Below are 25,813 nucleotides of genomic sequence, written 5' to 3' on the forward strand. Positions count from 1 at the left end.
GTCCCGGCAGGTGGCGCGCCCGGGGCCCGATCGGGCCCGGTCGGAGCAGAAAGTGGACGGAGGTTCCTGGTCAAGGGGCAGAAGGCCCTTAGACTGCCGGAATGACCGCACTGCCGGCGCCGAGCGTGGCGCTCGACGACCAGCTGTGCTTCGCGCTGTACGCCGCCTCCCGGGCCGTGACCGCGCGCTACCGCCCGATGCTCGACGCCATCGGCCTGACCTACCCGCAGTACCTGGTCATGCTGCTGCTCTGGGAGTCCGACAACCAGACCGTGGGCCAGCTCGGCCAGCGCCTGGCGCTGGACAGCGGCACGCTCTCCCCGCTGCTCAAGCGGCTCACCGCCGCGGGGCTGGTCAGCCGGCACCGGCGGGTCGAGGACGAGCGCTCGGTCTCCATCGCGCTCACCGACGCCGGTCGCGCGCTGCAGGAGAAGGCGGTCGCCATCTCCGCCGAGATGATCGACGCCATCGGCTTCGACGCCGGCGAGTTCGACGACCTGAAGAGCCGGCTGCGGCTGCTCACCGAGCGGGTCAACGGCACCGCCGGAGCCTGAGCGCAGAACCGGACGGTAGTGCGCAACCGGACCGGGTAGGAGCTGGTCACAGCGCCGCCCGAGCAGGAGGCGGCCACGGCCACGGAAGAGGCAGCATGCCCACTCGCAGCGCTCGCACCGCCTGGAACGGCACCCTCCAGGAGGGGTCCGGCCAGGTGGAGCTCTCCAGCTCCAAGATCGGCACCTACGAGGTGTCCTTCCCCAAGCGGACGGCCGACGAGGCCGGCGGGACGACGAGCCCCGAGGAGCTGATCGCGGCGGCCCACTCCGCCTGCTTCGCGATGGCCCTGTCCAGCGAGATCGGCAAGGCCGGCGGCACCCCGCAGTCGCTCGAGGTCTCGGCCGACGTGACGCTCGGCCAGAAGGACGGCGCACCGGCGATCACCGGCATCAAGCTCACCGTGCGCGGGGAGGTCGACGGCCTGGACGCGGCGGGCTTCGACAAGGCGGCCCAGGCGGCCAAGGCCGGCTGCCCGGTCAGCAAGGCCCTCACCGGCACGGAGATCACACTGGACGCCTCGCTGGAGCAGTAGGCGGACACCTCCCGGTACGACGACGGCCCGCCTCCCCTCGGGGAGGCGGGCCGTCGTCGCGGGTGGGTCAGCGGGAGGCGGCCGGCACCTTCTCGGTGACGACGGGGGCGCCGGCCTGCGCGTCGACCCCCGGCTCGGCGGCGGCACGCTCGGCAGCGACCCGCTCGTCACCGGTGTCGGTGCGCAGGGCGACCTCCTTGATGAACACGACCGCCACGAGGGCGACCACCGCCAGCACGGCGGAGATCAGGAAGATCCTGCCCGTCGCGTCGCCGTAGGACGCGGCGATCAGCACCCGGATCGGCGCGGGGGCGGTGCCCAGGTCGGCCAGCCCGACCTCGCCACCGCCGGCGGCCACGGCCTCGGCGGCGCCGGGGATCCTGGCCAGGCCGTCCCGGATCAGCTCCGCGACGTGGTTGCTCAGCACCGCGCCCAGCACCGAGACGCCGATGGTGCCGCCGAGGCTGCGGAAGAACGCGACGGCCGAGCTGGCCGCCCCCAGGTCCGTGGCGGCCACGGTGTTCTGCACCGCCAGGACGAGGTTCTGCATCGTCATGCCGATGCCCACGCCGAGCACGAACAGGAAGGCGCACAGCAGCACCATGTTCGTCTCGTGGTCGATCGTCGACAGCAGCGCGAAGCCGGCCACCGTCAGCACCGAGCCGCCGACGAGGAAGCCCTTCCACCGGCCGTACCGGGTGATGAGCAGGCCCGAGACTGTCGAGGACACCAGCAGCCCGCCCACCATCGGGATCGTCAGCAGCCCGGCCTCGGTCGGCGAGTAGCCGCGCGAGATCTGCAGGTACTGGCCCAGGAAGACCGAGGAGCCGAACATCGCGATGCCGACGGCGATGCTGGCCACGACGGCCAGGGTCGTGGTGCGGTCGCGGAAGAGCCGCAGCGGGACGATCGGCTCGGCCGCCCGCGTCTCGGTCACCAGGAAGGCGATGATCGCGGCGGCGGCACCGGCCAGGAAGACCGCGGTCTCGGTGGAGGCCCACTCGAAGCGGGTGCCGGCCAGGGTGACCCAGATCAGCAGCGCGGTCACACCCGCGGTCAGGAACGTGGCGCCGAGGTAGTCGATGCGGACCTTCCGGCGGGTCACCGGCAGGTGCAGCGTGCGCTGCAGGAGCACCAGCGCGACGAGGGCGAACGGGACGCCCACGTAGAAGCACCAGCGCCAGCCGAGCCAGCTGGTGTCGACGAGGACGCCACCGAGCAGCGGGCCGCCGACGGTGGCGACGGCCATGACCGCCCCCATCAGGCCGGCGTACCGGCCGCGCTCCCGCGGGCTGATCATCGCCGCGATCGCGATCTGCACCAGCGCCTGCAGGCCACCGAGGCCGAGGCCCTGGACCGCGCGCCAGGCGATCAGCGTGTCGACGGACTGCGCGAGACCGGCGGCCATCGAGCCCACGATGAAGACGACGATCGACAGCTGGATGAGCAGCTTCTTGCTGAAGAGGTCGGCGAGCTTGCCCCAGATCGGGGTGGTCGCCGTCGACGCCAGCAGGGTCGCGGTGACGATCCAGGTGTACTGGTTCTGCGTCCCGCGCAGGTCGGTGATGATCGTCGGCAGGGCGTTGGAGACGACGGTCCCGGACAGGAACGCGACGAACATCGCCAGCAACATGCCGGAGAGGGCCTCCAGCACCTGGCGGTGCGTCATCTTCCCCTGTTGCTCGACGGGTGCCTCGGCGGCGGTGGTGGTGCTCATGGAACTCCTGTCGGACGGTGCGGCGGTGGCGGAGGCAGGTCGGGCGGTCATCCGGCGACGGCCTGCGGGTCGTGGTGCCCGGCGGCGGACGGTGGCGAGGCGGTGACGGCGCGCTCGATGTCGGTGAGCAGCCGGTCGACCAGGTCGGCCAGGCGGTGCGCGTCGGCGTCGTCCCAGCCGGCCAGGGCGGTGCCAGTCCACTCCGAGCGGAGCGCGCGCGAGGTGGTCAGCGCCTCGAGCCCGCGGGCGGTGATGCGGAGCAGGCTGGCCCGCCCGTCCTGCGGGTCGGGGCGGCGCTCGACGTAGCCGGCGCGCTCCAGGGCGGCGACCTGCCGGCTGGCGACCGAGACGTCGATGCCCGCGCGGACGGCGAGGGCGCTGCAGCGCAGGTCGCCGTCGCTCTCCAGCGGGAGCAGCAGCGGCCAGCCGAAGGAGGGCAGGTCGCCGTGCAGGTGGGTGGCGGCCCGCGAGCTCATGTGCCGCCCGCTCCGGACGAGCTGGGCGAGGCTCACGGAGAGACGTTCCCGGGTCTCGGGGCTGAGCGGCATGGGGTCCTCACGGGGTGATCAATGCTTGCAGACCGCAACCATACTCTTAAATGGTTGCGGTCTGCAACGGATCGCCCCGGTGCCGCTCGTCACACGGTCAGCGGTCGGCCGGCTCCTCCACCACGTCGGTGTCGCGTGCCTCGCTCAGCCGGTTCAGCCGCCCGAGCAGGCCGGCGAGCGTGGCGACGTCGTCGGTCCCCCAGCCGGCGAGGTCGTCCTCCCAGCGGGCCCGCCGCGCGTCGCGGATCCGGCTCAGCCGGGCCGCCCCCTCCCGCGACGGGCTGAGCACCTGCGCCCGGCCGTCGTCGGGGTCCGCGGCCCGGTCGACCAGCCCGAGCTCGACCAGGCTGGAGATCTGGCGGCTGACCGTGCTCTTGTCCAGGCCCAGCCGCGCGACCAGGTCGCTGGCCCGCAGGGGGCCGGCGTCCTGGAGCAGCGCGAGCAGCCCGTAGGCGGCGCCGTCGAGGTCGGGGTGCAGCTCCCGGGCGAGCCGGGTCGAGATGGCCCTGGACCGCCGGAGCAGCAGTCCGATCTCCCGCTCCAGGGCCACGAATGCTTCGTGCGCGTCCACCGGCGCAGCATTCACCGTGCGGCGCCGGGCCGCCAGACCACCAGGGCGGAGCTGGAGCGCCGCAGCGGCACCAGGTCGGCTCGGTAGGCGGCGGGGACCGCGGCCTCGGCGGCCATCCGCCGGTTCTCCGAGTGCTGCAGCTCCTCGAGCAGCTCGTGCACGCGGGCCTGCAGCGCCTCGACCTGCGACTCCAGGTCGATGATCCGCTTGATCCCGGCCAGGTTGACGCCGTCCTCCTGCGAGAGGCGCTGGACCTCCCGCAGGAGCGCGACGTCGCGCGGGCTGTAGCGGCGGCCGCCGCCGGCGGTCCGGCCGGGGCTGACCAGCCCGAGCCGGTCGTACTGGCGCAGCGTCTGGGCGTGCATCCCGGCCAGCTCCGCGGCCACCGAGATCACGAAGACCGGCGCGTCGTCGGCGACGGCGCGCCCGGCCTCCTGCGCCGGGTCCAGCGGGTGGCTCATCGCTCGCCCCCCGTCACCGCCGCGGTGATCTGCGGACGCGGGTCCTCGTCCATCTCCTCGGCCAGCGTCTCGATGACCTTGCGCTGGGCCGGGGTCAGCCGGACGGGGACGGCGATCTCGACGGTGACCAGCAGGTCCCCGGACCGGGCCTTGCCGGGCACGCCCCGGCCGCGGACGCGCAGCGTGCGCCCGCTCGCCGTCCCTGCGGGGACCTTGAGCGAGACGGAGCCGTCGAGGGTCGGCACGGTGAGGGTCGTGCCCAGGGCCGCCTCGGCGAACGTGATCGGCACGGTGAGCGTGAGGTCGTCGCCCTTGCGCCCGAACAGCGGGTGCTCGGCCACGTGGACGACGACGAACAGGTCACCGGCCGGGCCCCCGCGCCGCCCCGGGGCGCCCTTGCCGGCCAGCCGGATGCGCTGGCCGTCCTTGACCCCCGCCGGGATCCGCACGGTGATGGTGCGGGTCTGGGTGGTGATCCCGCTGCCGGTGCAGGTGGGGCACGGGTCGTCGACCACCTGGCCGCTGCCGCGGCAGTTGCGGCAGGGCTCGGAGAACGCGAACGCCCCCTGGCTGCGGCTGGTGACCCCGGCGCCCTGGCACACCGGGCAGGCGTGCGGGCTCGTGCCGGGCTTGGCGCCGCTGCCCGCGCAGGTCGGGCAGCTGCCCGGGCTCTGCATGCGCAGCGGCACGGTCACGCCGAGGACCGCCTCCTCGAAGGAGAGCGTCGCCTCGGTCTCGACGTCCTGGCCGCGGGCCGGGCCGGACGCCGCCTGGCTGCGGGCCCGCGGGCCGCCGGCCGCACCGCCGAAGAGGCCGCCGAGGATGTCCCCCAGCCCGCCCGCGTTGCGGGCACCGGCCCCGCCCCCGGCGGCCCCGAAGAGGTCGCCGAGGTCGAACGCCTGGCCGCCGCCTCCCGGGAACCCGCCGGGGAACCCGGCACGGGCCCCGGCTCCCCCGGCGCCGAACAGCCGACGCGCCTCGTCGTACTCCCCGCGCCGCTTGGGGTCGGAGAGCACGTCGTAGGCCTCGGAGACCTCCTTGAAGCGGGCCTCTGCCTCGGCGTTCCCCGGGTTCTTGTCCGGGTGCAGCTCCTGGGCCAGCTTCCGGTAGGCCTTCTTGATCGCGGCGGCATCGGCGCCCTGGGGGACGCCGAGTGCGCCGTAGTAGTCCTTCTCGATGAAGTCACGGGTGCTCATCGACGCCCCCTCTCCGGATCAGTCCGACGCGGTGGCGCCGGCCTCGTCGCCGGCCGGCTGCGCGGCGGGCTCCTGGGCGGGCGCCGGGTTCTCGGGCGCGGTCACCGCGACCATCGCCGTCCGCAGCACCCGGTCCCCGCGGCGGAAGCCCTGCCGCAGCACCGTGGTCGCCGTCGGGACGGACACCTCCGAGGAGGTGTCGTGCATGACGGCCTCGTGCAGCGACGGGTCGAACTCGTCCCCGGCGGTGCCGAAGGCCTCGACGCCGAGGCCGTCGAGCAGGCCCAGGACACGGTCGCCCACGACCTTGAACGCACCGGTCAGGTCGCCGTGGTCACGGGCCCGCTCGATGTCGTCGACGATCGGGAACAGCTGGGCGGCGAACCGCTCGGCCGCCTGGTCCACCACCAGCGACCGGTCGCGGTCGACCCGCCGCCGGTAGTTGGCGTACTCCGCGGTCACCCGCTGGAGGTCCTCGGTGCGCTCGGCCAGCTGCTGGGCCAGGCCGTCCTGGCCGTCGCCGCCGGCGGCTGGGTGCGGCGCCGACTGCTCGGCGGCCGCCGTCTCGTGCTCGCTCATCTGCTCCCCTGGGAGGTCGGGACCGGGCCGTGCGCCGGCCGGCTGCTCGCCGGCCGGCGCACGGACCTCACCACTGGTCGGGTCGATCCGCCGCTTGTCGCGGACCACGACCCGCGGCTGCTCTTCCCGGTCCGTCATCGGCGGTCGTTGTCCTCGTCGACGATCTCGGCGTCGACCACGTCGTCGTCACCCTGGGTCGCACCCTGGGTGCCGGCGCCGGCGTCGGCACCCGGCGCATCGGCGCCGGCGGCCTCGGCCTGCTGGGCGTAGAGCGCCCCGCCGACCTCCTGGGAGACGCGGGCGACCTTCTCCTGCGCGGCCTTGATGGCGGCGATGTCGGAGCCACCGAGGGCCGAGCGCAGCTCGGTCAGCCCCTCGCCGAGCTCGTCCTTCTTCTCGGCCGGGATCTTGTCGCCGTTCTCGGCCAGGAACTTCTCGGTCTGGTACTGCAGCGACTCGGCGAGGTTGCGGGTCTCGGCCTCGTCGCGACGGCGCTTGTCCTCCTCGGCGTGCGCCTCGGCGTCCTTCATCATCCGCTCGATGTCGTCCTTCGGGAGGGCCGAGCCGCCGGTGATGGTCATCGACTGCTCCTTGCCCGTGCCGAGGTCCTTGGCCGACACGTGCACGATGCCGTTGGCGTCGATGTCGAAGGCCACCTCGATCTGCGGGACGCCGCGGGGCGCCGGGGGCAGACCGGTCAGCTCGAACATGCCGAGCTTCTTGTTGTAGGCGGCCATCTCGCGCTCGCCCTGGAAGACCTGGATCTGCACGGACGGCTGGTTGTCGTCGGCCGTCGTGAAGATCTCGGAGCGCTTCGTCGGGATCGTGGTGTTGCGCTCGATGAGCTTGGTCATGATCCCGCCCTTGGTCTCGATGCCCAGGGAGAGCGGGGTGACGTCGAGGAGCAGGACGTCCTTGACCTCGCCGCGGAGGACACCGGCCTGCAGCGCGGCGCCGATGGCGACGACCTCGTCGGGGTTGACGCCCTTGTTGGGCTCCTTGCCGCCGGTCAGCTCGCGCACCAGGTCCGTGACGGCGGGCATGCGGGTCGAGCCACCCACGAGGACGACGTGGTCGATCTGGCCCACGGAGATGCCGGCGTCGCGCACGGCCTGGTTGAACGGCGCGCGGCAGCGGTCGAGCAGGTCCTGGGTCATCCGCTGGAACTCGGCGCGGGTGATCGTGACGTCGAGGTGCAGCGGGCCCTCGGCGCCGGCGGTGATGTAGGGCAGGTTGATGTTGGTCGACTGCGCGCCCGACAGCTCGATCTTGGCCTTCTCGGCGGCCTCGCGGAGGCGCTGCATGGCCAGCTTGTCCTTGGACAGGTCGATGCCGTTGGAGGCGTTGAACGTCTTCACCAGGTGGCTGACGACGCGCTCGTCCCAGTCGTCACCACCGAGGTGGTTGTCACCGGCCGTGGCCTTGACCTCGATGACGCCGTCGCCGATCTCGAGCAGCGAGACGTCGAAGGTGCCACCACCGAGGTCGAAGACGAGGATCGTCTGCTCGGTCTCGCCCTTGTCCAGGCCGTAGGCCAGCGCGGCCGCGGTGGGCTCGTTGACGATGCGCAGGACGTTGAGGCCTGCGATCTCACCGGCCTCCTTGGTGGCCTGGCGCTGGGCGTCCTCGAAGTACGCCGGGACGGTGATGACGGCGTCGGTGACCGGCTCACCCAGGTAGGTCTCGGCGTCCCGCTTCAGCTTCTGCAGGATGCGGGCGGAGATCTCCTGCGGCGTGTAGCGCTTGCCGTCGATCTCCTCGGTCTTCCAGTCGGTGCCCACGTGGCGCTTGACCGACCGGATGGTCCGGTCGACGTTGGTGACCGCCTGGTTCTTGGCCGACTGGCCGACGAGGACCTCGCCGTTCTTGGCGAAGGCGACGACCGAGGGGGTGGTGCGCGCGCCCTCGGAGTTGGCGATGACCGTCGGCTCGCCGCCCTCCAGGACGGTGACGACGGAGTTGGTGGTGCCGAGGTCGATACCGACCGCTCGAGCCATGGGGGATGGCCTCTCTTCCGTGTGCTGGGTGGTTCTGGTCCGTGTGGGGTCAGCCGAGGAACCGCGGCGCCCGGGTCCACCTTGCGCGGGGTTCGCTCAACTTTCCTGCCCACCGTAACGGCAGGGGCTGCACCGGTGTTCCCGGGGTGCGTCCCATCGACTCATGTCCCCGCGCCGCCGCCGCGCCGGCCTCACCGCAGGCAGCTCGACCCCGCGCCCGAGCGCGAGGGCGGCACGCCCACGCGAGGGCCAGCGCCGCCCGCACCTCCAGCCGCCGTCCCCAGCTGCTCCGGCCGGCTCGGCCTCCTCACCACCGCCCAGGCCCTGGCCACCGGGTACGGGCCGGGCGAGGTCCGCGGCCTCGTCTCGTCCGGCAGCTGGGTCCGGCTGCGGCGCGGCGGCACCGGCCGGACTGCCTCGCCGTGCTGATGTCCGTCGGACGGTCGTCCGCGGTGGTCAGCCGCGGCGCCGGGACCTGCGGTCCCGTCAGTCGCCGGGGGCAGGGGCGACCGGCTTCACGGGCTCCTCCGTCGGGGCCGGCTCCATCGGGGTCGGCTCCGCCGCCCCGTCGGACGGGATCACCGGCAGCGGGACGGCGGGGCGCGGGACCTCCGACAGGCACCCGTTCGTCGACGTGGCGTAGGGCTCCAGCTCGTAGGCCTGCGGGAAGGCGTGCTCCACCGGGGCGCCGTCGGCCGCGCGCGGTGGCACCGGGACCCGGTAGCAGCCGTCGGCCCACCACTCCTGGAAGCCCACCTCGAGCGGCCGGCCGTCCTGGTCGTAGAGCAGCACGTCCTCGAGCGGCGTGCCGTCGGCGGCGTAGGGGAAGACGTTCGTCACCGGCCCGTAGCGGTTGAGCAGCGGGTACTGACCCATCGCCTGCTCGGGTGCCGCCGTCGCGTAGTCGTACCCGTACACCGGCTCCGGCCCGGTGACCGAGCCGCTCGAGACCAGCGCCAGGCCCCACAGCGCGAGCAGCACCCCACCCCCCGCGGTCACCAGGTGCAGCCGCCGGCCCGGCCTCTGCCCGGCGGTCGCACGCCGGCCGAGGTGCACCGAGCCCACGACCGCCGCAGCCACCAGGAGCACCCCGAGGACGTGGCTCCCCAGCGGTGCGGGGACGGGGAAGTCGCGGTGGTCCCCGAGCACGGCGCTCGGCACGAACACCAGGAGGTAGCCGCGCAGCACCCACCAGGCCGGGCGCAGCTCGACCAGCAGCCGGCGCGTCTCGCGGAGCGCCGGCCGGGCCCGCTGGAAGGCCTCCGAGGCGACCAGGCCGTCGATGCGCTCCCGCAGCCCCGGGGCCGGGGAACGGCCGCCCGCACCCCGGGCGGGGAGGCCCGCGGCCGCGCGCAGCTCCTCGGCGTAGACGGCCGGCGGCCCGAGGCGCACCGCGATGTCGCGGTCGTCGTCCTCGGCGGCGAGCGCGTCGAGGTGCATCGCGAGGTCCTCGACCAGGTCGCCACGGTCCTCCGCCGGGAGGTCGGCGAGCTCGTGCTCCACCGCGGCGAGGTAGTCCTGCGCCTGGCGCGTGCGCGAGGGGGCGGAGGGCGCGCTCATGCCACGTCCGCCTTCCGGTCCAGGAGGGCGTCGACCGTGTCGGCGAACGTCCTCCACGTCTTGGTCGAGTCGTCGAGCACCGAGCGCCCCCTGTCGTTGATCGCGTAGTACTTGCGGTGCGGCCCCTCGTCGCTCGGGACGACGTAGGAGGTCAGCGCACCTGCCTGGTAGAGGCGACGGAGGGTGCCGTAGACCGAGGCGTCGCCCACCTCCTCGAGCCCGGCGGTGCGCAGCCGGCGCACCACGTCGTAGCCGTAGCCGTCGGCGTCGCGGACCACGGCGAGCACCGCGACGTCGAGCACCCCCTTGAGGAGCTGGCTGGCGTCCATCGCCCACCTCCATGTGGAACCACGGCGTCCGCGCTGTGGTGCAACGGAAGGTACTCCACGAAGCGCAGTAGTGCGCAAGGCGCGGGCGCGTGTCGCGGCGGACCCGCCCGGCGGCCCCAGCGCGGGCACGTCGACCGCGCGGTGGAGGGTGAGAACGGCGTGCCGGGAGTGAGGTCGGCCGCACGGCCGGCCGGGGCCGGGGCGGCGGACCTGGGGTGGCGCGCCGCGGTGGCCGGATCGTGATCCCCGCGCGCGGTTACCGGCGAGTAGCCTTCTGGCGCGCCCGCTATCGTGCGCAGCAGTGCGGGCAGCGGTGCCCGTACGCGCCCGCACGCCCGGCTCGCGAGCCGGGATGGGCGGCGCGCGCACCACACACAGCCTCGTCGCCCCACGTGGCCGGCGGGAGTCAGCCGACGCCCTCGGGCGTCCGGGGAGGAAAACATGACGGGCCCGCTGCAGATCGTCCTCGGGACGATCAGCGTCCTGTTGCTCATCGTCGCCTCGGTGCTGGCCTACCGCGCCGTGCGCGCGATGGTGCGGATCATCCGCACCGGCCAGCCCGACGGCACCCGCTGGGGACCGGTCAAGACCCGGTTGAAGACGACGCTGGTCGAGTCGCTGGGCCACACCCGCATGCTCAAGTGGTCGAGCATCGGCGCCGCCCACTGGTTCGTCTTCATGGGCTTCTACGGCCTGTTCCTGACGCTGGTCGAGGCGTTCGGCGAGGTCTGGAACCCGGCGTTCCACCTGCCGCTCATCGGCGAGTGGAGCCTGTGGAACCTGTTCGCCGACATCATCGGCACCGGCACGATCCTCGGCATCCTGTACCTGATCTACCGGCGGCAGAAGGACCACCCGCGCCGGCAGGGCCGCAAGAGCCGCTTCGCCGGCTCCAACGAGGGCCGCGGCTACTTCGTCGAGGCCGTCGTCCTCGTCGTCGGCATCTGCATCCTGCTGATCCGCGCGCTCAAGGTCTCCTCCGACCTCACCGACGCGCCCGCCTGGTCGCACCCGATCTCGGGCGCCCTGGCGACGATCCTGCCCGACAGCCCCGACCTGCTCACCGTCGTCGCGTTCATCAAGATCGCCGTCTCGATGGCCTGGCTCGTGGTCCTCAGCCGGATCCTGAACATGGGTGTCGCCTGGCACCGGTTCAGCGCCTTCCTGAACATCTACGCCAAGCGCAACGCCGACGGCGCCCCGGCGCTCGGCCCGCTGCTCCCCATGACGTCCGGTGGCAAGCCCATCGACTTCGAGGACCCGGGCGAGGACGACGTCTTCGGCCGCGGCAAGATCGAGGACTTCACCTGGAAGGGGATGCTGGACTTCACCACCTGCACCGAGTGCGGGCGGTGCCAGAGCCAGTGCCCGGCGTGGAACACGGGCAAGCCGCTCAGCCCGAAGATGGTGATCATGGACCTCCGCGACCACCTCTACGCGAAGGCCCCCTACCTCCTCGGCGAGAAGACCGCGTCGGAGACGATGCCGGACTACGACGTCCTCAAGCCCTCCGACGAGCAGGTCTGGGCCTCGGGCTACGCCCGCATCGAGGGCACCAACGACGCGCAGGCCCACCGCCCGCTGGTCGGCACCCTCGAGGAGGGCGGCGTCATCGACCCCGACGTCCTCTGGAGCTGCACCAACTGCGGCGCCTGCGTCGAGCAGTGCCCCGTGGACATCGAGCACATCGACCACATCGACGACATGCGCCGCTACCAGGTGCTCATCGAGTCGAACTTCCCGTCCGAGGCCGGCGTCATGATGACCAACCTCGAGAAGCGCGGGAACCCGTGGGGCATGGGCGGCAACGTCCGCGAGGACTGGATCAAGGAGCTCGACTTCGAGGTCCGCATGGCCGACGGCCCGCTGCCGGCCGAGGTCGAGTACCTGTTCTGGGTCGGCTGCGCCGGCGCCGTCGACGACCGCGCCAAGAAGGTCACCAAGGCCGTCGCCGAGCTGCTGCACACCGCGGGCGTCGAGTTCGCCGTCCTCGGCAACGGGGAGACCTGCTCCGGCGACCCGGCCCGCCGCATGGGCAACGAGTTCCTGTTCCAGCAGCTGGCCATGGAGAACGTCGAGACCCTCAACGGCGTCTTCGAGGGCCGCGTGCCCGGCACCCGCAAGATCGTGGCCACCTGCCCGCACTGCTTCAACTCGCTGGGCAAGGAGTACCCGCAGGTCGGCGGCGAGTACGAGGTCGTCCACCACACGCAGCTGCTCGGCCAGCTGGTGGAGGAGGGCCGGCTGACCCCGGTCACCCCGGTCGACCGCAAGGTCACCTACCACGACCCGTGCTTCCTGGGCCGGCACAACAAGGTCTACACGCCCCCGCGCGAGATCCTGGACTCCGTCCAGGGCCTCACCACGCAGGAGATGCACCGCTGCAAGGACCGCGGCTTCTGCTGCGGCGCCGGCGGTGCCCGCATGTGGATGGAGGAGAAGATCGGCAAGCGGATCAACGTCGAGCGCACCGAGGAGGCGCTCGAGCTCGATCCCGACGTCATCTCCACCGCCTGCCCGTTCTGCATCACGATGCTCAGCGACGCGCTGACCGCCAAGAAGCAGAACGGCGAGGCCGGCGACCACGTCGAGGTCCTGGACGTCAGCCAGATCCTGCTGCGCTCCATGCAGCCGGTCGCGGTCTCCGCCCAGGGGGCCGAGCAGGGTGCCGACGTGGGCACCAAGGCCGACGACGTCGTGGGCCTGGACTCGGCGAACACCATCCACGACCCCGAGAAGTAGCCCACCTGCACACCCGGACGGCGCGCGTCCCCCCGAGGGGGCGCGCGCCGTCCGCGTTCCCCGGGATAGAAACGTCGCCGTGCTGATGCAGCTGCGGGTGACCGTCCCCGCCGACCGGACCGAGCAGGTGCGCGACCTGTTCGCCGGCGACCCGGGGACCGCGCACCTCGCCGTGCTGCCGGGCGCCGCGGTCGCCCCCGCGGGAGACCTCGTCGTCGCCGACGTCGCCCGGGAGTCCGCCGACGCCCTCGTCTCGGCCCTGCGCGACCTGGGGGTGGACCGGGACGGCGGCATCGCGATGGTCGCCGTCGACGCCGCCGTGTCCTCCGCCGCCCGCCGGGCGGAGGAGCGCGCGCCGGGCGACGGCGCGGACGCGGTCGTCTGGGAGCAGGTGGTCCGCACGACCGACGCCGAGTCGTCGCTGTCGGTCTCCTACCTCGCGTTCCTGACCATCGCCACGCTCCTGGCCGCGGTCGCCATCATCAACGACTCGGCGATCCTGGTGATCGGCGCGATGGTGCTCGGCCCGGAGTTCGCCCCCCTCGCGGCCCTCGCCGTGGCCGTCCTGCACCGCCGGCCGTCCGTCCTGCGCCAGGCGGCGGTCTCGCTGCTCGTCGGGTTCGCCGTCGCCATCGCGGTCACCACCCTCGCCGTCCTGGTCGGGCGGGGGCTGGGCTGGTTCGGCACCGAGCTGCTCACCGCCGAGCGCCCGGAGACCGGCTTCATCACCGCGCCGGACCGCTGGTCGGTCGTCGTCGCGGTCCTGGCGGGGGTCGCGGGCGTCCTGTCGCTCACCTCCGCCAAGAGCGGGGCGCTGGTCGGCGTCTTCATCTCCGTCACCACCGTCCCGGCGGCGGCGGACATGGCGGTCTCCCTGGCGCTGGGCGGCGGCACCGAGCTGCTCCGGGCGGCGACCCAGCTGGGCATCAACCTGGTCGGCATCCTCGTCGCGGCGCTGGCCACCCTGGCGGTGCAGCGGGCCGTGTGGCACCGGATGCCCCGCACGGTGCCGAAGGTGGAGCGCGTCGGCGCCTGACGACGGTTGCAGTCGGCCACCAACCCGGCGGGAACGTGCCGCCGGTCATGGAGGACGATCCAGGGGTGACCCGCACCGCCCCGTCCGTCCCCTCGCAGACCGGGTCCGCGGGGCGCGGCCTGGCGCTGATCGCCGTCGCGATCGTGCTGACCGGCCTCAACCTGCGCACCGCCGTCAACAGCATCGGCCCGGTGCTCGAGGAGATCGAGGCCGGACTCGGCCTCTCCAGCGGCCTGGCCGGGCTGGTCACCTCGCTGCCGGTCCTGTGCTTCGCCGCGCTCGGCTTCGCCGGCCCCCCGCTCTCGGCCCGGTTCCGCGACTCGCACGTGCTGGCCGGCGCGCTGCTGGCCATGGCGGCAGGGCTGGTCCTGCGCAGCGTCGCCGGCTCCTTCGGCCTGTTCGTAGTCGGCACCGTGATGGCGATGACCGGCGGCGCCCTGGGCAACGTCCTGCTGCCCGGCCTCGTGAAGCGCTACTTCCCCGGCCGCACCGGCCTGCTGGTCGGCGCGTACAGCACCGCGCTCAGCGTGGGTGCGGCGGTCGCCTCGGTGGCCACCCAGCCGATCGCCGACGCCGTCGGCGAGGGCGGCTGGCGCTGGGCGCTGGGGATCTGGGCCGTGGCGGCGCTCCTGGCGGCCCTCCCCTGGCTGCTGGTGCGGCCCACCCCCGGGGCGTCCCGGGCGTCGCACACCGCCGTCCGGCTGCGGGTGGTGCTCCGCAGCCGGCTCGCGCTGGCCCTCACCGCGTTCTTCGGCCTGCAGGCGATGCAGGCCTACGTGATCGTCGGCTGGTCGGCCCAGTACCTGCGGGACGCCGGCCTCAGCGCCGCCACCGCCGGGCTGCTGCTGGGCGTCAACTCGATCGTCGCGATCCCGGTGAACGCCGTCGTCCCGGTGCTCACGGTCCGGCCGCGGCTGCAGTGGCCGCTGGTCTGCTTCTTCATGACCTGCTACGCCGCCGGCTGGGTCGGGCTCTGGACCGCACCCCTGGCCGCCCCGTGGCTGTGGATGGTCCTGCTCGGGCTGGGTCTCGGCACCTTCGCGATGGTGCTGGCCCTGCTGGGCCTGCGGGCCCGCACCCCCGTGACGACGGCGGCGCTGTCGACCGTGACCCAGGGCTGGGGCTACCTGGTCGCCGGCGCCGGGCCGCTGCTGGTGGGCGTCCTGCGCGGTGCGACGGGCGGGTACGACGGCATGTTCGTGCTGGTGCTGGTCGGCGTCGCCGGGCTGTGGTCGCTGGGCTGGCTGGTCACCCGCGACCGGTTCGTCGACGACGAGATCGCCCACCTGCTGCCCACCGGGGCGGGGAGCGCCCGCGACGACGACCCGATCGAGGTCGCGGGCGCCGAGGCGCCGGTCAGCCGGGGCGGCGGGTCTCCGCGCGGGTGAAGTTGCGGTAGGACCGCGACGGCGTGGGGCCGCGCTGGTCCTGGTAGCGCGAGCCGTAGACCGCCGACCCGTACGGGTGCTCCGCCGCGCTCGTCAGGCGGAACATGCACAGCTGGCCGATCTTCATCCCGGGCCAGAGCGTGATCGGCAGGTTCGCGACGTTGGAGAGCTCCAGCGTGATGTGGCCCGAGAACCCGGGGTCGACGAAGCCCGCCGTCGAGTGGGTGAGCAGGCCCAGCCGGCCGAGCGAGGACTTGCCCTCCAGCCGGGCGGCGAGGTCGTCGGGCAGGCTGATGACCTCGAGGGTGGAGCCGAGGACGAACTCCCCGGGGTGCAGGACGAACGGCTCGTCGCCCTCGGGCTCGACGGGCGTCGTCAGGTCGTCCTGCTGCTCGGCCGGGTCGATGTGGGTGTACCGCGAGTTGTTGAAGACGCGGAAGTACCGGTCGAGCCGGACGTCGATGCTCGAGGGCTGCACCAGGGCCGGGTCGTAGGGGTCGATGCCGAGGCGTCCCTCGGCGATCGCGGCCGTGATGTCGCGGTCGCTCAGCAGCATGGCGCGGAGTCTAGGGAACGCGCCCACCCACCCCTCCGGGTGAAGGCCGCTCAAGCCGGGGGCCAGGTGCGCCGATGCGCCCGGGAACGCCTCCCGGATCGTCCGGGCAGGCCGCGCCGGAGGGCTGCAACGGATGACGAGCAAGCGGGCCATGGGGATCGTCCTGACCACAGCGGTGGTGGCCGGCTACGCCGGCGCCGCCGTGTGGTCGGCCTGGGCGGAGCCCGGCATCGAGCTGGCGGGCGGCTACGGGGAGGGCGACGGCCTCACCCGCTACGCCCTGACCACCGAGGCCGGCACCGCCGACCCGGCCCTCCTCGCCGCGCTGGAGGCCGTGCCCGGCGTGGCCTCGGCGCAGTGGCTCGACGGCGACCGCGCGCTCGTCGCCGCCAGCGGCGTGACCGCCGAGCGGCTGCGGGACGTGCCGGGGGTCCGCGAGGTGGAGCTCTCGCCCTCGGTCCCCGTCATGAGCACGGTGACCGACCCGTACGCCGTGGCCTACGGCTGGAACCTCGAGAACACCGGCAGCAACGCCTACCAGACCGCGGCCGTCGCCGACGCCGACGTCGACGCCACCACCGGGTGGGACACGACCACCGGGGCGGGCCGCGTCGTGGCCGTCGTCGACAGCGGCTTCGACTCCGACCACCCCGACCTGGTCGGGTCGCTGTGGAGCAACCCCGACGAGCGCTGCGGCAGCGTCGACACCGACGGCAACGGCCTGCGCGGCGACTGCAACGGCTGGAACTTCTACACGAACAGCTCGGACATCGACAACGGCGCGATGGGCACGCACGGGACCAGCGTCTCCAGCGTGGTCGGCGGCCGCGCCAACAACGGCGTGGGCTCGGCCGGCCTGGCCCCGAACGTGTCGATCATGCCCCTGGTCATCGGCGGCGGCAGCACCGTCGACGTGAACCTCGGCGCGCGCGCCATCCGCTACGCCGTCGACCACGGCGCCGACGTCATCAACGCCTCCTGGGGCGGCGCGGTCACCGGCAGCACCCTGCAGGCGCTGCGCGAAGCCGTCGCCTACGCCGCGGCGCACGACGTGCTCGTCATCGCCGCGGCCGGCAACGACTCGCTGAACCGCGACAGCAGCATCCTCTACCCGGCGAGCCTGACGGAGCCGAACGTCATCACCGTCGGCAGCTCCACCGCGTCCGACACGGTGGCCGCCCACTCCGCCTACGGGGCCTCGTCGGTCGACCTCTTCGCCCCCGGCGAGAAGCTGCCCATTGCGTGGAACGACGGCGGGATGCGCGTGGGCAACGGCACCTCGTTCGCGGCCCCGCACGTCGCGGCCGCCGTCGCGATGTACCGCGCGGTCATGCCGGAGGCGACCGCCCTGGAGATCAAGGACGCGCTGCTCGCCGACGTCGACCCCAAGGCGGCGTTCGTCGGCCGGTCGGTCACCGGCGGCCGGCTGACGATGGACGGCCTGGCCGCCCGCACCGGCGAGCAGGTGCGGTACGCCTTCACGTCGATGACGGCCCGCCCCGGCACCGTCACGCCCACCATCGGCGTGAGCGCGCCGGCCGCCAGCGGCCGCTACTCGGTCGACGTCGGCCTCGGCATGGAGCACGCCGGCGAGATCTGGGCGCTGGCCGACAAGGACGTGACCCTGGACGGCACCAGCGTGCCGACCGACGACGCCGGGGACGCCCGCTTCGACCTGGGCGTGCACCAGGCCCTGGACGGCTTCGCCCTGGCGCCGTCGATGGACCTGGCCGCCGGCCGCTACGTGCTCACCGTGCAGCTGTACCGCGACGGCGAGCCGGTCGGTCGGATGACCGCCGCTCCCCTGCTGGTGTCGGTGCCGGGCACGGCGCCCGGCACCTCCCCGGGCGGCTCGACCCCCGGTGGGACGACCCCGGGCACCACGCGGCCCGGCACCTCCCCCGGCGGCACCACCCCCGCGCCCGGCGGCAGCACGCCGACCACCCCGGGCACCCCGGCTCCGGGCACCCCGGCCCCGACGGCACCGCGCACGCCCACCCCGGGCACGCCGGCCCCGGGCACCCCGGCTCCCGGCACCCCCGCGCCGGGCACCACGACGCCGGGCACCCCGGCTCCGGGCACCCAGCCCGGCACCTCGCCCGGTGGCACCCAGCCCGGGACGACGCCGGGCACCCAGCCCGGCACCTCGCCCGGTGGCACCTCGCCCGGTGGCACCTCGCCGGGTGGCAGCACGCCGAGCACGCCGGCTCCGGGTGGCACCACGCCGGGGACCTCGCCGGGCACCTCGCCCGGTGGCACGGCGCCGACCGCTCCGGGGACCAAGACCTACCCCGAGGTGAGCGACTTCCGGATCACGTCGCTGAGCCCGGACGTCGTCGCCACGAGCGGCGGGTCCCTGGTCACGGTCACCGGCCTGGCGCTGCCCAGCATGCCGACGGTGCGCATCGGCGCGACCGCGACGGCGACGGTCGTGCAGAGCTCGGCGACCAGGCTGGTGTTCCGGGTCCCGGCTCGCGTGGCCGGCACCTACGACGTGTCGGTGCACGCCCGGGACGGCCGCTCCGCGGTCCTGGACGACGCGCTCACCTACACCGAGACGGTCGGCACGGCGCCGGGCGGCACCACGCCCACCTCGCCGGCCGCGGGCGGCACGTCGCCGGGCACCGGCACCACGCCGGGCACGTCGCCGGGCACGTCGCCGGGCGGCTCGACGCCGGGCGGCAGCACCCCCGGTGGCACCTCCCCCGGCACGGGCACGCCGCCCGCCGCCGGCGCCGAGGGCCCCTCGGGCGAGCGCCTGGTCCGCTCCGACCGGTTCCGCGCCCTCGGGCACGTCTGGTCGCAGAACTGCTCGGTCAGCTGCACCGGCGTCGCGATCTGACGCCGCTCCGCGCGCCTCTCCGGCGCGTCCCCTGAACCACCGCGCCCCGTCCGGCTTCCCCATACGGACGGGGCGCGGTGTCGTTCCCGGAGGTTCCGGTACAGCTTCGGACTGCCGATGGACAGGTCACACCCGGAAACCGCAGGGAGACCTCGTGCTCGACACCCGCCCGGCGCCCCACGCGTCCCGTGGCGCCCGACCCACCATCCGCCCCACCGGGCGGGAGCGGAGCTTCGCCGCCGACGAGCTGATCGTCTCCAAGACCGACCCCCGCGGCGTCATCACCTACGCGAACGACGTCTTCCTCCGGGTGAGCGGGTACGAGCTGGACGAGGTCCTCGGCCAGCCGCACAACCTCGTGCGGCACCCCGAGATGCCGCGCGCGGTGTTCAAGCTGCTGTGGGACACCCTGGCCGCGAAGCAGGAGATCTTCGCCTACATCAACAACCTGGCCTCCGACGGCGACCACTACTGGGTGCTGGCGCACGTCACGCCGTCCCAGGGCCCCGACGGCCGGGTCGTCGGCTACCACTCCAGCCGCCGCAAGCCGTCCGCGGCCGCCATCCGGCGCGTGCAGCCCGTCTACGCGCAGCTGCTCGCCGAGGAGCGCCGGCACTCCGGTGCCCGAGCCGCGGCCGAGGCCTCCTCGCGGCTGCTCGGCGACCTGCTCGCCGAGCAGCAGCAGAGCTACGAGGAGTTCATCTGGAGCATCATCACCCGCGAGGAGCACTGAGATGGGCATGCGGTCCCTGCGCGACGCCGGACGCCGCGGCGACGCCGAGGAGCTCGCCGTCTACCGCGACTTCGTGCGCCAGCTGACCAAGGCCTGCGAGGCGGCGTCCAAGGGCGACCTCGAGGTCCGCAGCCGGCTGACGCCGGCGGCCGAGAGCGTCCCCGAGCTGACGGCGCTGCACCACGCGCTCAACCGGGTCCTGGACGTCAGCGACGCGTTCGTCCGGGAGTCCTCGGCCGCGCTCAGCTCGGCCGCCGAGGGCCGGTACCACCGCAAGCTGCTCACGACCGGGCTGCTCGGCTCCTTCCGGCGCAGCGCCGTCGACATCAACGACGCCCGCTCCGCCATGCAGGCGACCGACGGGCGGGTCGCCGAGGCCCAGTCCAGCCGGCTGCGGATGGCCGACGAGTTCGAGTCCGTCGTGCTGTCGATGTCCGAGCAGGTGGCGACGGCGGCGACCGAGCTCAGCGCCTCGGCCTCCGGTCTCACCGCCGCGGCGTCGGCGGCCAGCAGCGAGGTGGTCGCCGCCCGGGACACCATCTCGATGCTCACCCGCTCCTCGACCGAGATCAAGGAGATCATCGCGCTCATCGACTCGGTGGCCGCGCAGACCCGGCTCCTGGCCCTCAACGCCACCATCGAGGCCGCGCGCGCCGGGGAGGCCGGCAAGGGCTTCGCCGTCGTGGCCTCCGAGGTCAAGGACCTGGCCGACCAGACCGGCCGGGCCACCGAGCGGGTCACCGCGCAGGTGGAGCAGATCCGGCAGGTGTCGGAGAACGTGGCCGGCGTGATGGGCAGCGTCGGCGGGACGGTCGACGAGATGAACGGCCTGGTGGACGGCATCGCCGCGGCCGTGGACGGGTCGGCGTCGCTGAACACCGGCCACGACGACGTCACCGGCCTGTCGCAGATGGCGGAGAAGCTGCGGTCCGAGGCCATCGGCTTCCTCGCCGGCATGCGCCGCTGAGCGGGGGCGGCTGCCGCGGGGGCGGGGCGACCAGGTAGTCTCGTCGCCGTTCGCGGGTGTAGTTCAATGGTAGAACATCAGCTTCCCAAGCTGACAGTGCGAGTTCGATTCTCGTCACCCGCTCCACTCGCCGCCGGGGCACCGGCACGCGCGACCGCTCAGCGGTCCTCCCAGTCCCCGTCGTGGGTCAGCTCCTCGCCGGGGCGCACCGGCCAGGCCTCCAGCTCCGGCGCCCGCAGCACCGCCTCGACCAGCTCGGCGGGACCGCCGACCGACGTCTGGTCGACGTCCACCTCGGTCACCACCAGCCGGCCCCGGTCGGCCGGGGCGGGGGCCTTTGGTCCCTGGGACACGACCGGATGGCGCACCACGATGAGCTGACCGCTTCCGGAACCGCATCGGCACTCCTACGGTTCGGGCCGTGCCCCCGCCCGAGCTCCCGGACCGTCGGTGACCGACGGCCGCGCCACCCCGGCGGCCCCCGGGCCGTTGGAGGCCACGCTGCGCCGACTGGCCGAGGCCGCCGCCGAGCACCTGGGCGGCGACCACGTGGCCCTGACCGCGCGCTCGGCGGACGACGAGCCGGAGCGCTCCGTCACGCTGGGGGCGGCCGGGGCGGGTGCCCCTGCGCCGTCGCACGCGCTGGAGCTGCAGCTGCGTGCCGACGACGCCGTGCTCGCCGCCCTGCGCGTCGCCCGCGCCGCCGGCGCACCCGCCTTCACCCCGGCAGACCGCGCGCGGGGAGCGGCGTTCGCGGCCGGCGCCGCCCCGGCCGTCGAGAACGCCCTCCTGGTCGAGCACGCACGCCTCCGGCGCCGCTGGGCCCTGGCCGGCACCGAGATCGCCAGCGCCCTCCTCTCGGGCCGGCCCGCCGACCAGGTGCTGCGCGAGGCCGCCGCCCGGGTGGCCGAGCTCGCCGGCGCCGATGCCGTCGGGGTGCTGGTACCCGAGCCGGACGACGACACGACCCTGCGCATCACCGCGGCCGTGGGACCGACGGCCGCGGAGCTGGAGGGCGTCCGCCTGCCGCTGGGCGAGACGCGCCTGCACGCGGCGCACCGCTCCGGGGTGCCGCTGCTCATCGACGACGCCGCGACCCCACCGCCGGGGACCCGGCTCGACGAGGTGGTCGACGCGATCGCCCGCTGGTACGGCCCGGCGCTGTTCATCCCGCTCGGCGGCCCCGCGCCCCTCAGCACCCTGACCGTCATGCGGATGCGGGGCCGGCCACCCTTCGACCGCCGGGTCCTCGACCTGGCGGCGGCGTTCGCCACACAGGCCACCGTGGCGATGGAGCTGGCCCGCAGCCAGGAGCGGGAGCGGCGCCTGCAGCTCCAGGCCGACCGGGACCGGATCGCCCGCGACCTGCACGACCACGTGGTGCAGCGGATCTTCGCCACCGCCCTGGCCCTCGACCGCGTGGGGCGGTCGCTGGAGGCCACCGCCCCGGAGGTGGCGGAGCGGATCGCCGAGCGCGTGGACGAGCTCGACGGCACCATCGCCCGCATCCGGGCGTCGATCTTCGAGCTGCACGGGGCGGAGGACGCCTCGCCGGACGCCGTCCGCCGGCGGCTCACCGAGATCGTGCGCTCGGTGACCGAGGGCCACGGGCTCCGCCCCGCACTCCGGGTGCACAACGAGGTCGAGGACCTGCCACCGGACCTCGTGCCCGACGTGGTGGCGGTGGTCCGCGAGCTGGTCACCAACGTGGTGCGGCACGCGGCGGCCTCGCGCCTGACCGTGACGGTGGCGATCGCCGACGGCGTGCGGGTGGTGGTCACCGACGACGGCTGCGGGCTGCCGCCGGTGACGGTGCGCAGTGGGCTGGCCAACCTGGCCGACCGGGCGGAGCGGCGCGGCGGGCGGCTGGCGGTCTCCGCCGCCCCGTCGGGCACCGAGATCGAGTGGGCGGTCCCGCTCCCGCGGTGAGCCGCCGCCCTCAGCGGAAGCCGCGCTGGTCGCGCAGCTCGGTGGCCAGGATCGCGGCCTGGGTGCGCCGCTCGAGGCCGAGCTTGGCGAGCAGGTGGCTGGTGTAGTTCTTCACGGTCTTCTCGGCCAGGCCCATGCGGTCGCCGATCTGCCGGTTGGTCAGGCCCTCGCCGATGAGCCGCAGCACGATGCGCTCCTGGTCGGTGAGCCGGGCCAGCCGGTCGGTGCCCAGCCGCGCGGCCGGCGGCCGGAGCCCTTCCTGGGCCAGCGTCCCTCCGGCAGCGACCGTGCGCACCGCCGTCACCAGGGCCGGGCCGCGCACCTGCTTGAGCAGGAAGCCGGCCGCGCCGGCGCCGAAGGCCGCGTCGCGGGCGTCCTGCTCGCCGTAGCTGGTGAGCACCAGGCAGGGCAGCCCGGGCACCCGGGCACGCAGCTCCCGGCACAGCCCCGCGCCGTCGCCGTCCGGGAGGCGCATGTCCACGATCACCACGTCCGGCCGCACGGCCGGCACGCGGGCCAGCGCCTCGGCGACCGTGCCGGCCTCACCGGCGACGGTGATGCCGGCGTCGTCCTCCAGGACCTCGGCCACCCCGCGCCGCACCACCTCGTGGTCGTCGACCAGGAAGACGCGGATGCGGGTGGACGGCTGCACGACCCCTCCCACGCTCGATGTGATCTCGGCCACAGAGCAGCGTAGGGCCCGCGCCCCCGTCCCGGCAGGTCAGGCGGGCAGGAGCAGCGCCGCGTAGAGGGTCAGTCCGGGGCCGAAGGCCATGGCGACGATCGGCCCGTCGACGTCGGCCAGCTCCTGCAGGACCAGCAGCACGGTGGCCGAGGAGCAGTTGCCGTGCTCGGACAGGACCCGCCGGGACGCCGCGACCTGCTCCTCGCGCAGCCCCAGCTCGTCGCGGACGACGTCGATGATCCGCGGGCCACCGGGGTGCACCGCCCAGCCCGCCACGTCCTCCGGCCGGAGCCCGGCGCCGGCGAGCAGCTCGTCCACGACGTCGCCCACGTGCCGGGAGAGCACGTCGGGCACCTTCGGGGAGAGCCCCATCCGGAAGCCGAGGTCGGTCACGTCCCAGGTCATGTGGTCGGCGGTCGAGGCGTCGGTGCGGGCCACGACCCCGGCGAGGCGGTGGCCGCGGCCGGCCCCCGGCTCGACGACGACGGCGGCCGCGGCGTCGGAGAAGAGCGCGTGCGCCACCACCTGCTCGAGGTCCCGCTGGGCCGGCTGCACGTGCAGGCTGGTCAGCTCGCAGCAGAGCAGCACCGCCGGGCGGGAGCGCGCGGTGACGAAGTCGCCGACGGCGGCCAGCCCCGGGATCGCGGCGTAGCAGCCCATGTGGCCCACCAGCAGCCGCTGCAGGCCTGCCGGCATGCCCAGGTCGCTTGCCAGCCGGATGTCCAGGCCGGGCGTCGCGTACCCGGTGCAGGTGGCGACGGCGAACAGGCCGACCTCACCGGGGGCCAGCCCGGCGGCGTCCAGCGCCCCGGCGACCGCCTGCTTCCCCAGGGGCAGCGCCTCCTGGATGTAGCGGGCCATGCGCGCCCCGGTGCCCCACCCGCTGAGGTCCTCGTCCATCGGGTTGGCCACGGCGTGCCGACGGCGGACGCCGGCGCCCATGAAGATGCGCTCTGCGGCGCGGACGCCCTCGTAGTGCCGGGCGAAGAACCCGTCCCACGCGGCCCGCTGGTCCAGCGTGGTCGGCAGCGCCGACCCCGCGCCGGTGACGACGGCCGCGGTCACGCTCGCCGCTCCGCGGCGCACCTGCTGGGGATCATGCTCACGACGGTACGTGCGCCCCGGGACCGACGCTCCTTCACCGCTTGCGCCCGTAGCCGGCGAAGACGACCGCGGTCGAGCGCACGGGCTTCATGCGCACCACGTCCCGACGGCGCGACAGCCAGGCCACCAGGTCGCGCACCGACGGCCGGAGGCCGACCAGCCGCAGGTCCAGCCCCAAGCGTTCGGCCGCCGACAGCAGCCGCGCGCGGTCGACGAACAGCGCCGGGTCGTGGATGCCGCGCGGCGGGCCGCCGGGCAGGCGCTCGGCGACCGTGACCATGAGGAAGCGGCCGACCCGGGTGTCGGCGAGGGCGTCGACGACCAGCGTCCCGCCCGGACGGAGCAGCCGCGCGCACTCCGCGAGCACGGCGACGTCGTCCGCCACGTGCTCGAGCACCTCACCGGCGACGACGACGTCGGCGCAGCCGTCGGCCAGCGGCACGGCGAGCACCGACCCCTGCACCGGCAGGACACCGTGCCCGCCGGCCACGCGGAGGCCCGCCTCGCCCAGGTCGACGCCGACGTGCCGGTAGCCCAGCCGGGCGACGTGCGGCGCCATGAGCCCGCCCCCGCAGGCCAGGTCCACCAGGAGCGCGCCGGGGGTGGCCGCCTGCGGGATGTGCTCGGCACGGGAGGCCGCCAGCCAGTGCAGGGCGGCGAACCCGCCCGAGGGCTGCCACCACTGGTCGGCCAGGTCGTCGTACTGCGCCGGGTCGTTGCGCGGCCGGGTGGTGCTTCGCACGCAGGGCTAGCCCTTCTTCAGCGGGTCGTGGCCCCAGTTCATCAGGGAGTAGCGCCACCTGGAGGTCTCGACGTCCTCCCCCTTCGGCTCCTGGGCCAGGTGGCGCTGGACGTAGCCGTGCACCTTGCGCATGTGCGCGAGGTCGTCGTCGGTCAGGTCGTCCTTCCTGGTGCGGAGCAGCTCGACGATGCGCCGTCCCGAGGCGTGGCCGGTCGACTCGCCGCCGTCGTCGCCCTTCTGGCCGACGGCCTGGGACTCCTCGCCGGCGAGCCACCTCTCCAGCTCGCCGGCGGTCATGTTCACCGCCTCGCCGAACTGGCGCCTGGTCTCGTCGGGGTCCTCGCCGGCCATCGGTCCTCCGCTCACGTCGTCCACCCCCGGTACCTCGCGACCCGCTCCCGGAAACCGCCGGTCACCTGCGCCGACCGGCGGTTCACCGCCGGGAGGACCGGGCACAGGCCTGCCGACCCGTACCGACGAGGAGGAGCCGACATGAGCGAGTCCCACCGCACTCCCCGCAGCGCCGAGCGCGCCGAGGGCGACCCCGCCGGCGAGGAGAGCGGCAGCGGCCGCACCCCGCACCCGGAGGAGCCGGCCGAGGGCCGCTCCGACGCCGCCGGCGACGGCGCGGACACGCCGGACGCCTGAACCATCCGCGGACGACGCTCACCGCCGCGCGTGCCCGGCGGCGGTGAGCAGCGTCTCTGCCCCGATAGGGGGCACTTCGCCGGCGGGGCGGTTTCCTCGAGTCACCCCCCGGGCACGCTGCGGCACATGGAGCAGACCACGAACCAGCCCCGCACCGAGGAGTCGACCGGGACCTCCACCGAGGAGCCCCGCGCCGAGGCCGCCGCGCGCGCCGTCGCCCGGATGCTCGCCAACCCGCGCCGCACGCGCCGCACCTGACCGGTCCGGCCCCGCAGGACCGGCGCTCTCGTCGCGCTGGGTGACCACACCGACCACATCGATCCCCGGCGTCCCGTTCAGCCCGGGCGCCTCTCGTCACCCAGAGCAACCACCCCGGCGTGCCGCGAACTGCTCCGT

General features: G+C 74.3%; 26 protein-coding genes and 1 tRNA gene. 12 read left to right on the plus strand and 15 right to left on the minus strand.

What is annotated here, in order from left to right; all coding sequences use genetic code 11:
• Positions 1-101 precede the first annotated feature (101 nt).
• Together E4P43_RS08000 and E4P43_RS08005 are read left to right on the plus strand one after the other, a co-directional pair.
• Complete coding sequence (locus tag E4P43_RS08000) at positions 102-554, plus strand: MarR family transcriptional regulator (protein WP_135144938.1); 453 nt, start codon at positions 102-104, stop codon at positions 552-554.
• A gap of 95 nt (positions 555-649) precedes the next feature.
• Positions 650-1,087, plus strand: a complete 438-nt coding sequence (locus E4P43_RS08005; RefSeq protein WP_135144939.1) for an OsmC family protein — start codon at positions 650-652, stop codon at positions 1,085-1,087.
• Between the two features lie 67 nt (positions 1,088-1,154).
• On the opposite strand, the gene E4P43_RS08010 is transcribed toward E4P43_RS08005, so the two are convergent.
• From E4P43_RS08010 to E4P43_RS08050, 9 genes are all read right to left on the minus strand, one after another.
• On the minus strand, positions 1,155-2,804 hold the full coding sequence (locus E4P43_RS08010; protein ID WP_167759118.1) for an MDR family MFS transporter: 1,650 nt from the start codon (positions 2,802-2,804) through the stop codon (positions 1,155-1,157).
• A 47-nt stretch (positions 2,805-2,851) separates the two neighbouring features.
• Positions 2,852-3,316 (minus strand): MarR family winged helix-turn-helix transcriptional regulator, encoded by a 465-nt coding sequence (locus E4P43_RS08015; protein WP_245159001.1) that lies wholly within the window; start codon positions 3,314-3,316, stop codon positions 2,852-2,854.
• Between the two features lie 133 nt (positions 3,317-3,449).
• On the minus strand, positions 3,450-3,923 hold the full coding sequence (locus E4P43_RS08020) for a MarR family transcriptional regulator (RefSeq protein WP_135144941.1): 474 nt from the start codon (positions 3,921-3,923) through the stop codon (positions 3,450-3,452).
• An 11-nt stretch (positions 3,924-3,934) separates the two neighbouring features.
• Positions 3,935-4,384, minus strand: a complete 450-nt coding sequence (locus tag E4P43_RS08025; protein WP_135144942.1) for a helix-turn-helix transcriptional regulator — start codon at positions 4,382-4,384, stop codon at positions 3,935-3,937.
• Positions 4,381-5,580 (minus strand): molecular chaperone DnaJ, encoded by a 1,200-nt coding sequence (gene dnaJ, locus E4P43_RS08030; protein ID WP_135144943.1) that lies wholly within the window; start codon positions 5,578-5,580, stop codon positions 4,381-4,383. The genes E4P43_RS08025 and dnaJ overlap by 4 nt, the downstream gene beginning before the upstream one ends.
• Positions 5,581-5,598: 18 nt before the next feature.
• Entirely contained in the window at positions 5,599-6,297 is a 699-nt protein-coding gene (gene grpE, locus E4P43_RS08035) for a nucleotide exchange factor GrpE (RefSeq protein WP_135144944.1), read from the minus strand.
• The gene (gene dnaK, locus E4P43_RS08040) at positions 6,294-8,156 is read right to left on the minus strand and encodes a molecular chaperone DnaK (RefSeq protein ID WP_135144945.1); all 1,863 of its coding nucleotides are present in this window, start codon (positions 8,154-8,156) and stop codon (positions 6,294-6,296) included. Before dnaK ends, grpE begins: the two co-directional genes overlap by 4 nt.
• A gap of 486 nt (positions 8,157-8,642) precedes the next feature.
• On the minus strand, positions 8,643-9,716 hold the full coding sequence (locus E4P43_RS08045) for a hypothetical protein (protein WP_135144946.1): 1,074 nt from the start codon (positions 9,714-9,716) through the stop codon (positions 8,643-8,645).
• Positions 9,713-10,045, minus strand: coding sequence for a PadR family transcriptional regulator (locus tag E4P43_RS08050; protein WP_135144947.1), 333 nt, complete (start codon positions 10,043-10,045; stop codon positions 9,713-9,715). Before E4P43_RS08050 ends, E4P43_RS08045 begins: the two co-directional genes overlap by 4 nt.
• A gap of 441 nt (positions 10,046-10,486) precedes the next feature.
• Between E4P43_RS08050 and E4P43_RS08055 the strand changes: the two genes are divergently transcribed.
• The 3 genes from E4P43_RS08055 to E4P43_RS08065 all read left to right on the plus strand — a co-directional run bounded on the left by E4P43_RS08055 (position 10,487) and on the right by E4P43_RS08065 (position 15,211).
• Entirely contained in the window at positions 10,487-12,787 is a 2,301-nt protein-coding gene (locus E4P43_RS08055; RefSeq protein WP_135144948.1) for a 4Fe-4S dicluster domain-containing protein, read from the plus strand.
• 85 nt (positions 12,788-12,872) lie between these two features.
• Positions 12,873-13,823, plus strand: coding sequence for a DUF389 domain-containing protein (locus E4P43_RS08060; RefSeq protein ID WP_245159010.1), 951 nt, complete (start codon positions 12,873-12,875; stop codon positions 13,821-13,823).
• Positions 13,824-13,888: 65 nt separating this feature from the next.
• Positions 13,889-15,211 (plus strand): MFS transporter, encoded by a 1,323-nt coding sequence (locus tag E4P43_RS08065; protein ID WP_245159002.1) that lies wholly within the window; start codon positions 13,889-13,891, stop codon positions 15,209-15,211.
• Here E4P43_RS08065 and dcd read toward each other — a convergent pair.
• Positions 15,180-15,767 carry a dCTP deaminase gene (gene dcd / locus E4P43_RS08070; protein WP_113810772.1) on the minus strand — a complete coding sequence of 196 codons (588 nt, stop codon included), beginning with the start codon at positions 15,765-15,767 and terminating at the stop codon, positions 15,180-15,182. The genes E4P43_RS08065 and dcd overlap by 32 nt on opposite strands.
• A 133-nt stretch (positions 15,768-15,900) precedes the next feature.
• On the opposite strand from dcd, the gene E4P43_RS08075 reads away from it, so the two are divergent.
• The 4 genes from E4P43_RS08075 (at position 15,901) to E4P43_RS08090 (ending at position 20,435) form a co-directional block, all read left to right on the plus strand.
• The gene (locus tag E4P43_RS08075) at positions 15,901-18,609 is read left to right on the plus strand and encodes a S8 family serine peptidase (protein ID WP_135144950.1); all 2,709 of its coding nucleotides are present in this window, start codon (positions 15,901-15,903) and stop codon (positions 18,607-18,609) included.
• Between the two features lie 154 nt (positions 18,610-18,763).
• Positions 18,764-19,342 carry a PAS domain-containing protein gene (locus tag E4P43_RS08080; protein ID WP_135144951.1) on the plus strand — a complete coding sequence of 193 codons (579 nt, stop codon included), beginning with the start codon at positions 18,764-18,766 and terminating at the stop codon, positions 19,340-19,342.
• A gap of 1 nt (position 19,343) precedes the next feature.
• The gene (locus tag E4P43_RS08085; protein ID WP_209313785.1) at positions 19,344-20,309 is read left to right on the plus strand and encodes a methyl-accepting chemotaxis protein; all 966 of its coding nucleotides are present in this window, start codon (positions 19,344-19,346) and stop codon (positions 20,307-20,309) included.
• A gap of 52 nt (positions 20,310-20,361) precedes the next feature.
• A tRNA-Gly gene (locus tag E4P43_RS08090) sits at positions 20,362-20,435 on the plus strand.
• Positions 20,436-20,467: 32 nt separating this feature from the next.
• On the opposite strand, the gene E4P43_RS08095 is transcribed toward E4P43_RS08090, so the two are convergent.
• Positions 20,468-20,662: a hypothetical protein gene (locus E4P43_RS08095; RefSeq protein WP_135144952.1), complete on the minus strand. Its 195-nt coding sequence runs from the start codon at positions 20,660-20,662 to the stop codon at positions 20,468-20,470.
• A 97-nt stretch (positions 20,663-20,759) separates the two neighbouring features.
• On the opposite strand from E4P43_RS08095, the gene E4P43_RS08100 reads away from it, so the two are divergent.
• Positions 20,760-22,238 carry an ATP-binding protein gene (locus tag E4P43_RS08100; RefSeq protein ID WP_135144953.1) on the plus strand — a complete coding sequence of 493 codons (1,479 nt, stop codon included), beginning with the start codon at positions 20,760-20,762 and terminating at the stop codon, positions 22,236-22,238.
• A 10-nt stretch (positions 22,239-22,248) separates the two neighbouring features.
• Here E4P43_RS08100 and E4P43_RS08105 read toward each other — a convergent pair whose 3' ends face one another.
• The 4 genes from E4P43_RS08105 to E4P43_RS08120 all read right to left on the minus strand — a co-directional run bounded on the left by E4P43_RS08105 (position 22,249) and on the right by E4P43_RS08120 (position 25,135).
• Complete coding sequence (locus E4P43_RS08105; protein ID WP_245159003.1) at positions 22,249-22,890, minus strand: response regulator transcription factor; 642 nt, start codon at positions 22,888-22,890, stop codon at positions 22,249-22,251.
• Between the two features lie 69 nt (positions 22,891-22,959).
• A complete protein-coding gene (locus E4P43_RS08110) occupies positions 22,960-23,988 on the minus strand; it encodes a 3-oxoacyl-[acyl-carrier-protein] synthase III C-terminal domain-containing protein (protein ID WP_135144954.1) in 1,029 nt (342 codons plus the stop codon).
• A 73-nt stretch (positions 23,989-24,061) separates the two neighbouring features.
• Positions 24,062-24,769, minus strand: a complete 708-nt coding sequence (locus E4P43_RS08115; RefSeq protein ID WP_135144955.1) for a methyltransferase domain-containing protein — start codon at positions 24,767-24,769, stop codon at positions 24,062-24,064.
• 6 nt (positions 24,770-24,775) lie between these two features.
• Positions 24,776-25,135, minus strand: coding sequence for a DUF3140 domain-containing protein (locus E4P43_RS08120; RefSeq protein WP_245159004.1), 360 nt, complete (start codon positions 25,133-25,135; stop codon positions 24,776-24,778).
• A gap of 126 nt (positions 25,136-25,261) precedes the next feature.
• Between E4P43_RS08120 and E4P43_RS19855 the strand changes: the two genes are divergently transcribed.
• Together E4P43_RS19855 and E4P43_RS20810 are read left to right on the plus strand one after the other, a co-directional pair.
• Positions 25,262-25,417 carry a hypothetical protein gene (locus tag E4P43_RS19855; RefSeq protein ID WP_167759119.1) on the plus strand — a complete coding sequence of 52 codons (156 nt, stop codon included), beginning with the start codon at positions 25,262-25,264 and terminating at the stop codon, positions 25,415-25,417.
• 126 nt (positions 25,418-25,543) lie between these two features.
• Entirely contained in the window at positions 25,544-25,675 is a 132-nt protein-coding gene (locus E4P43_RS20810) for a hypothetical protein (protein ID WP_280790946.1), read from the plus strand.
• Positions 25,676-25,813: the final 138 nt, after the last annotated feature.

Source organism: Blastococcus sp. TF02A-35 (assembly GCF_004571075.1).
GTDB lineage: Bacteria > Actinomycetota > Actinomycetes > Mycobacteriales > Geodermatophilaceae > Blastococcus.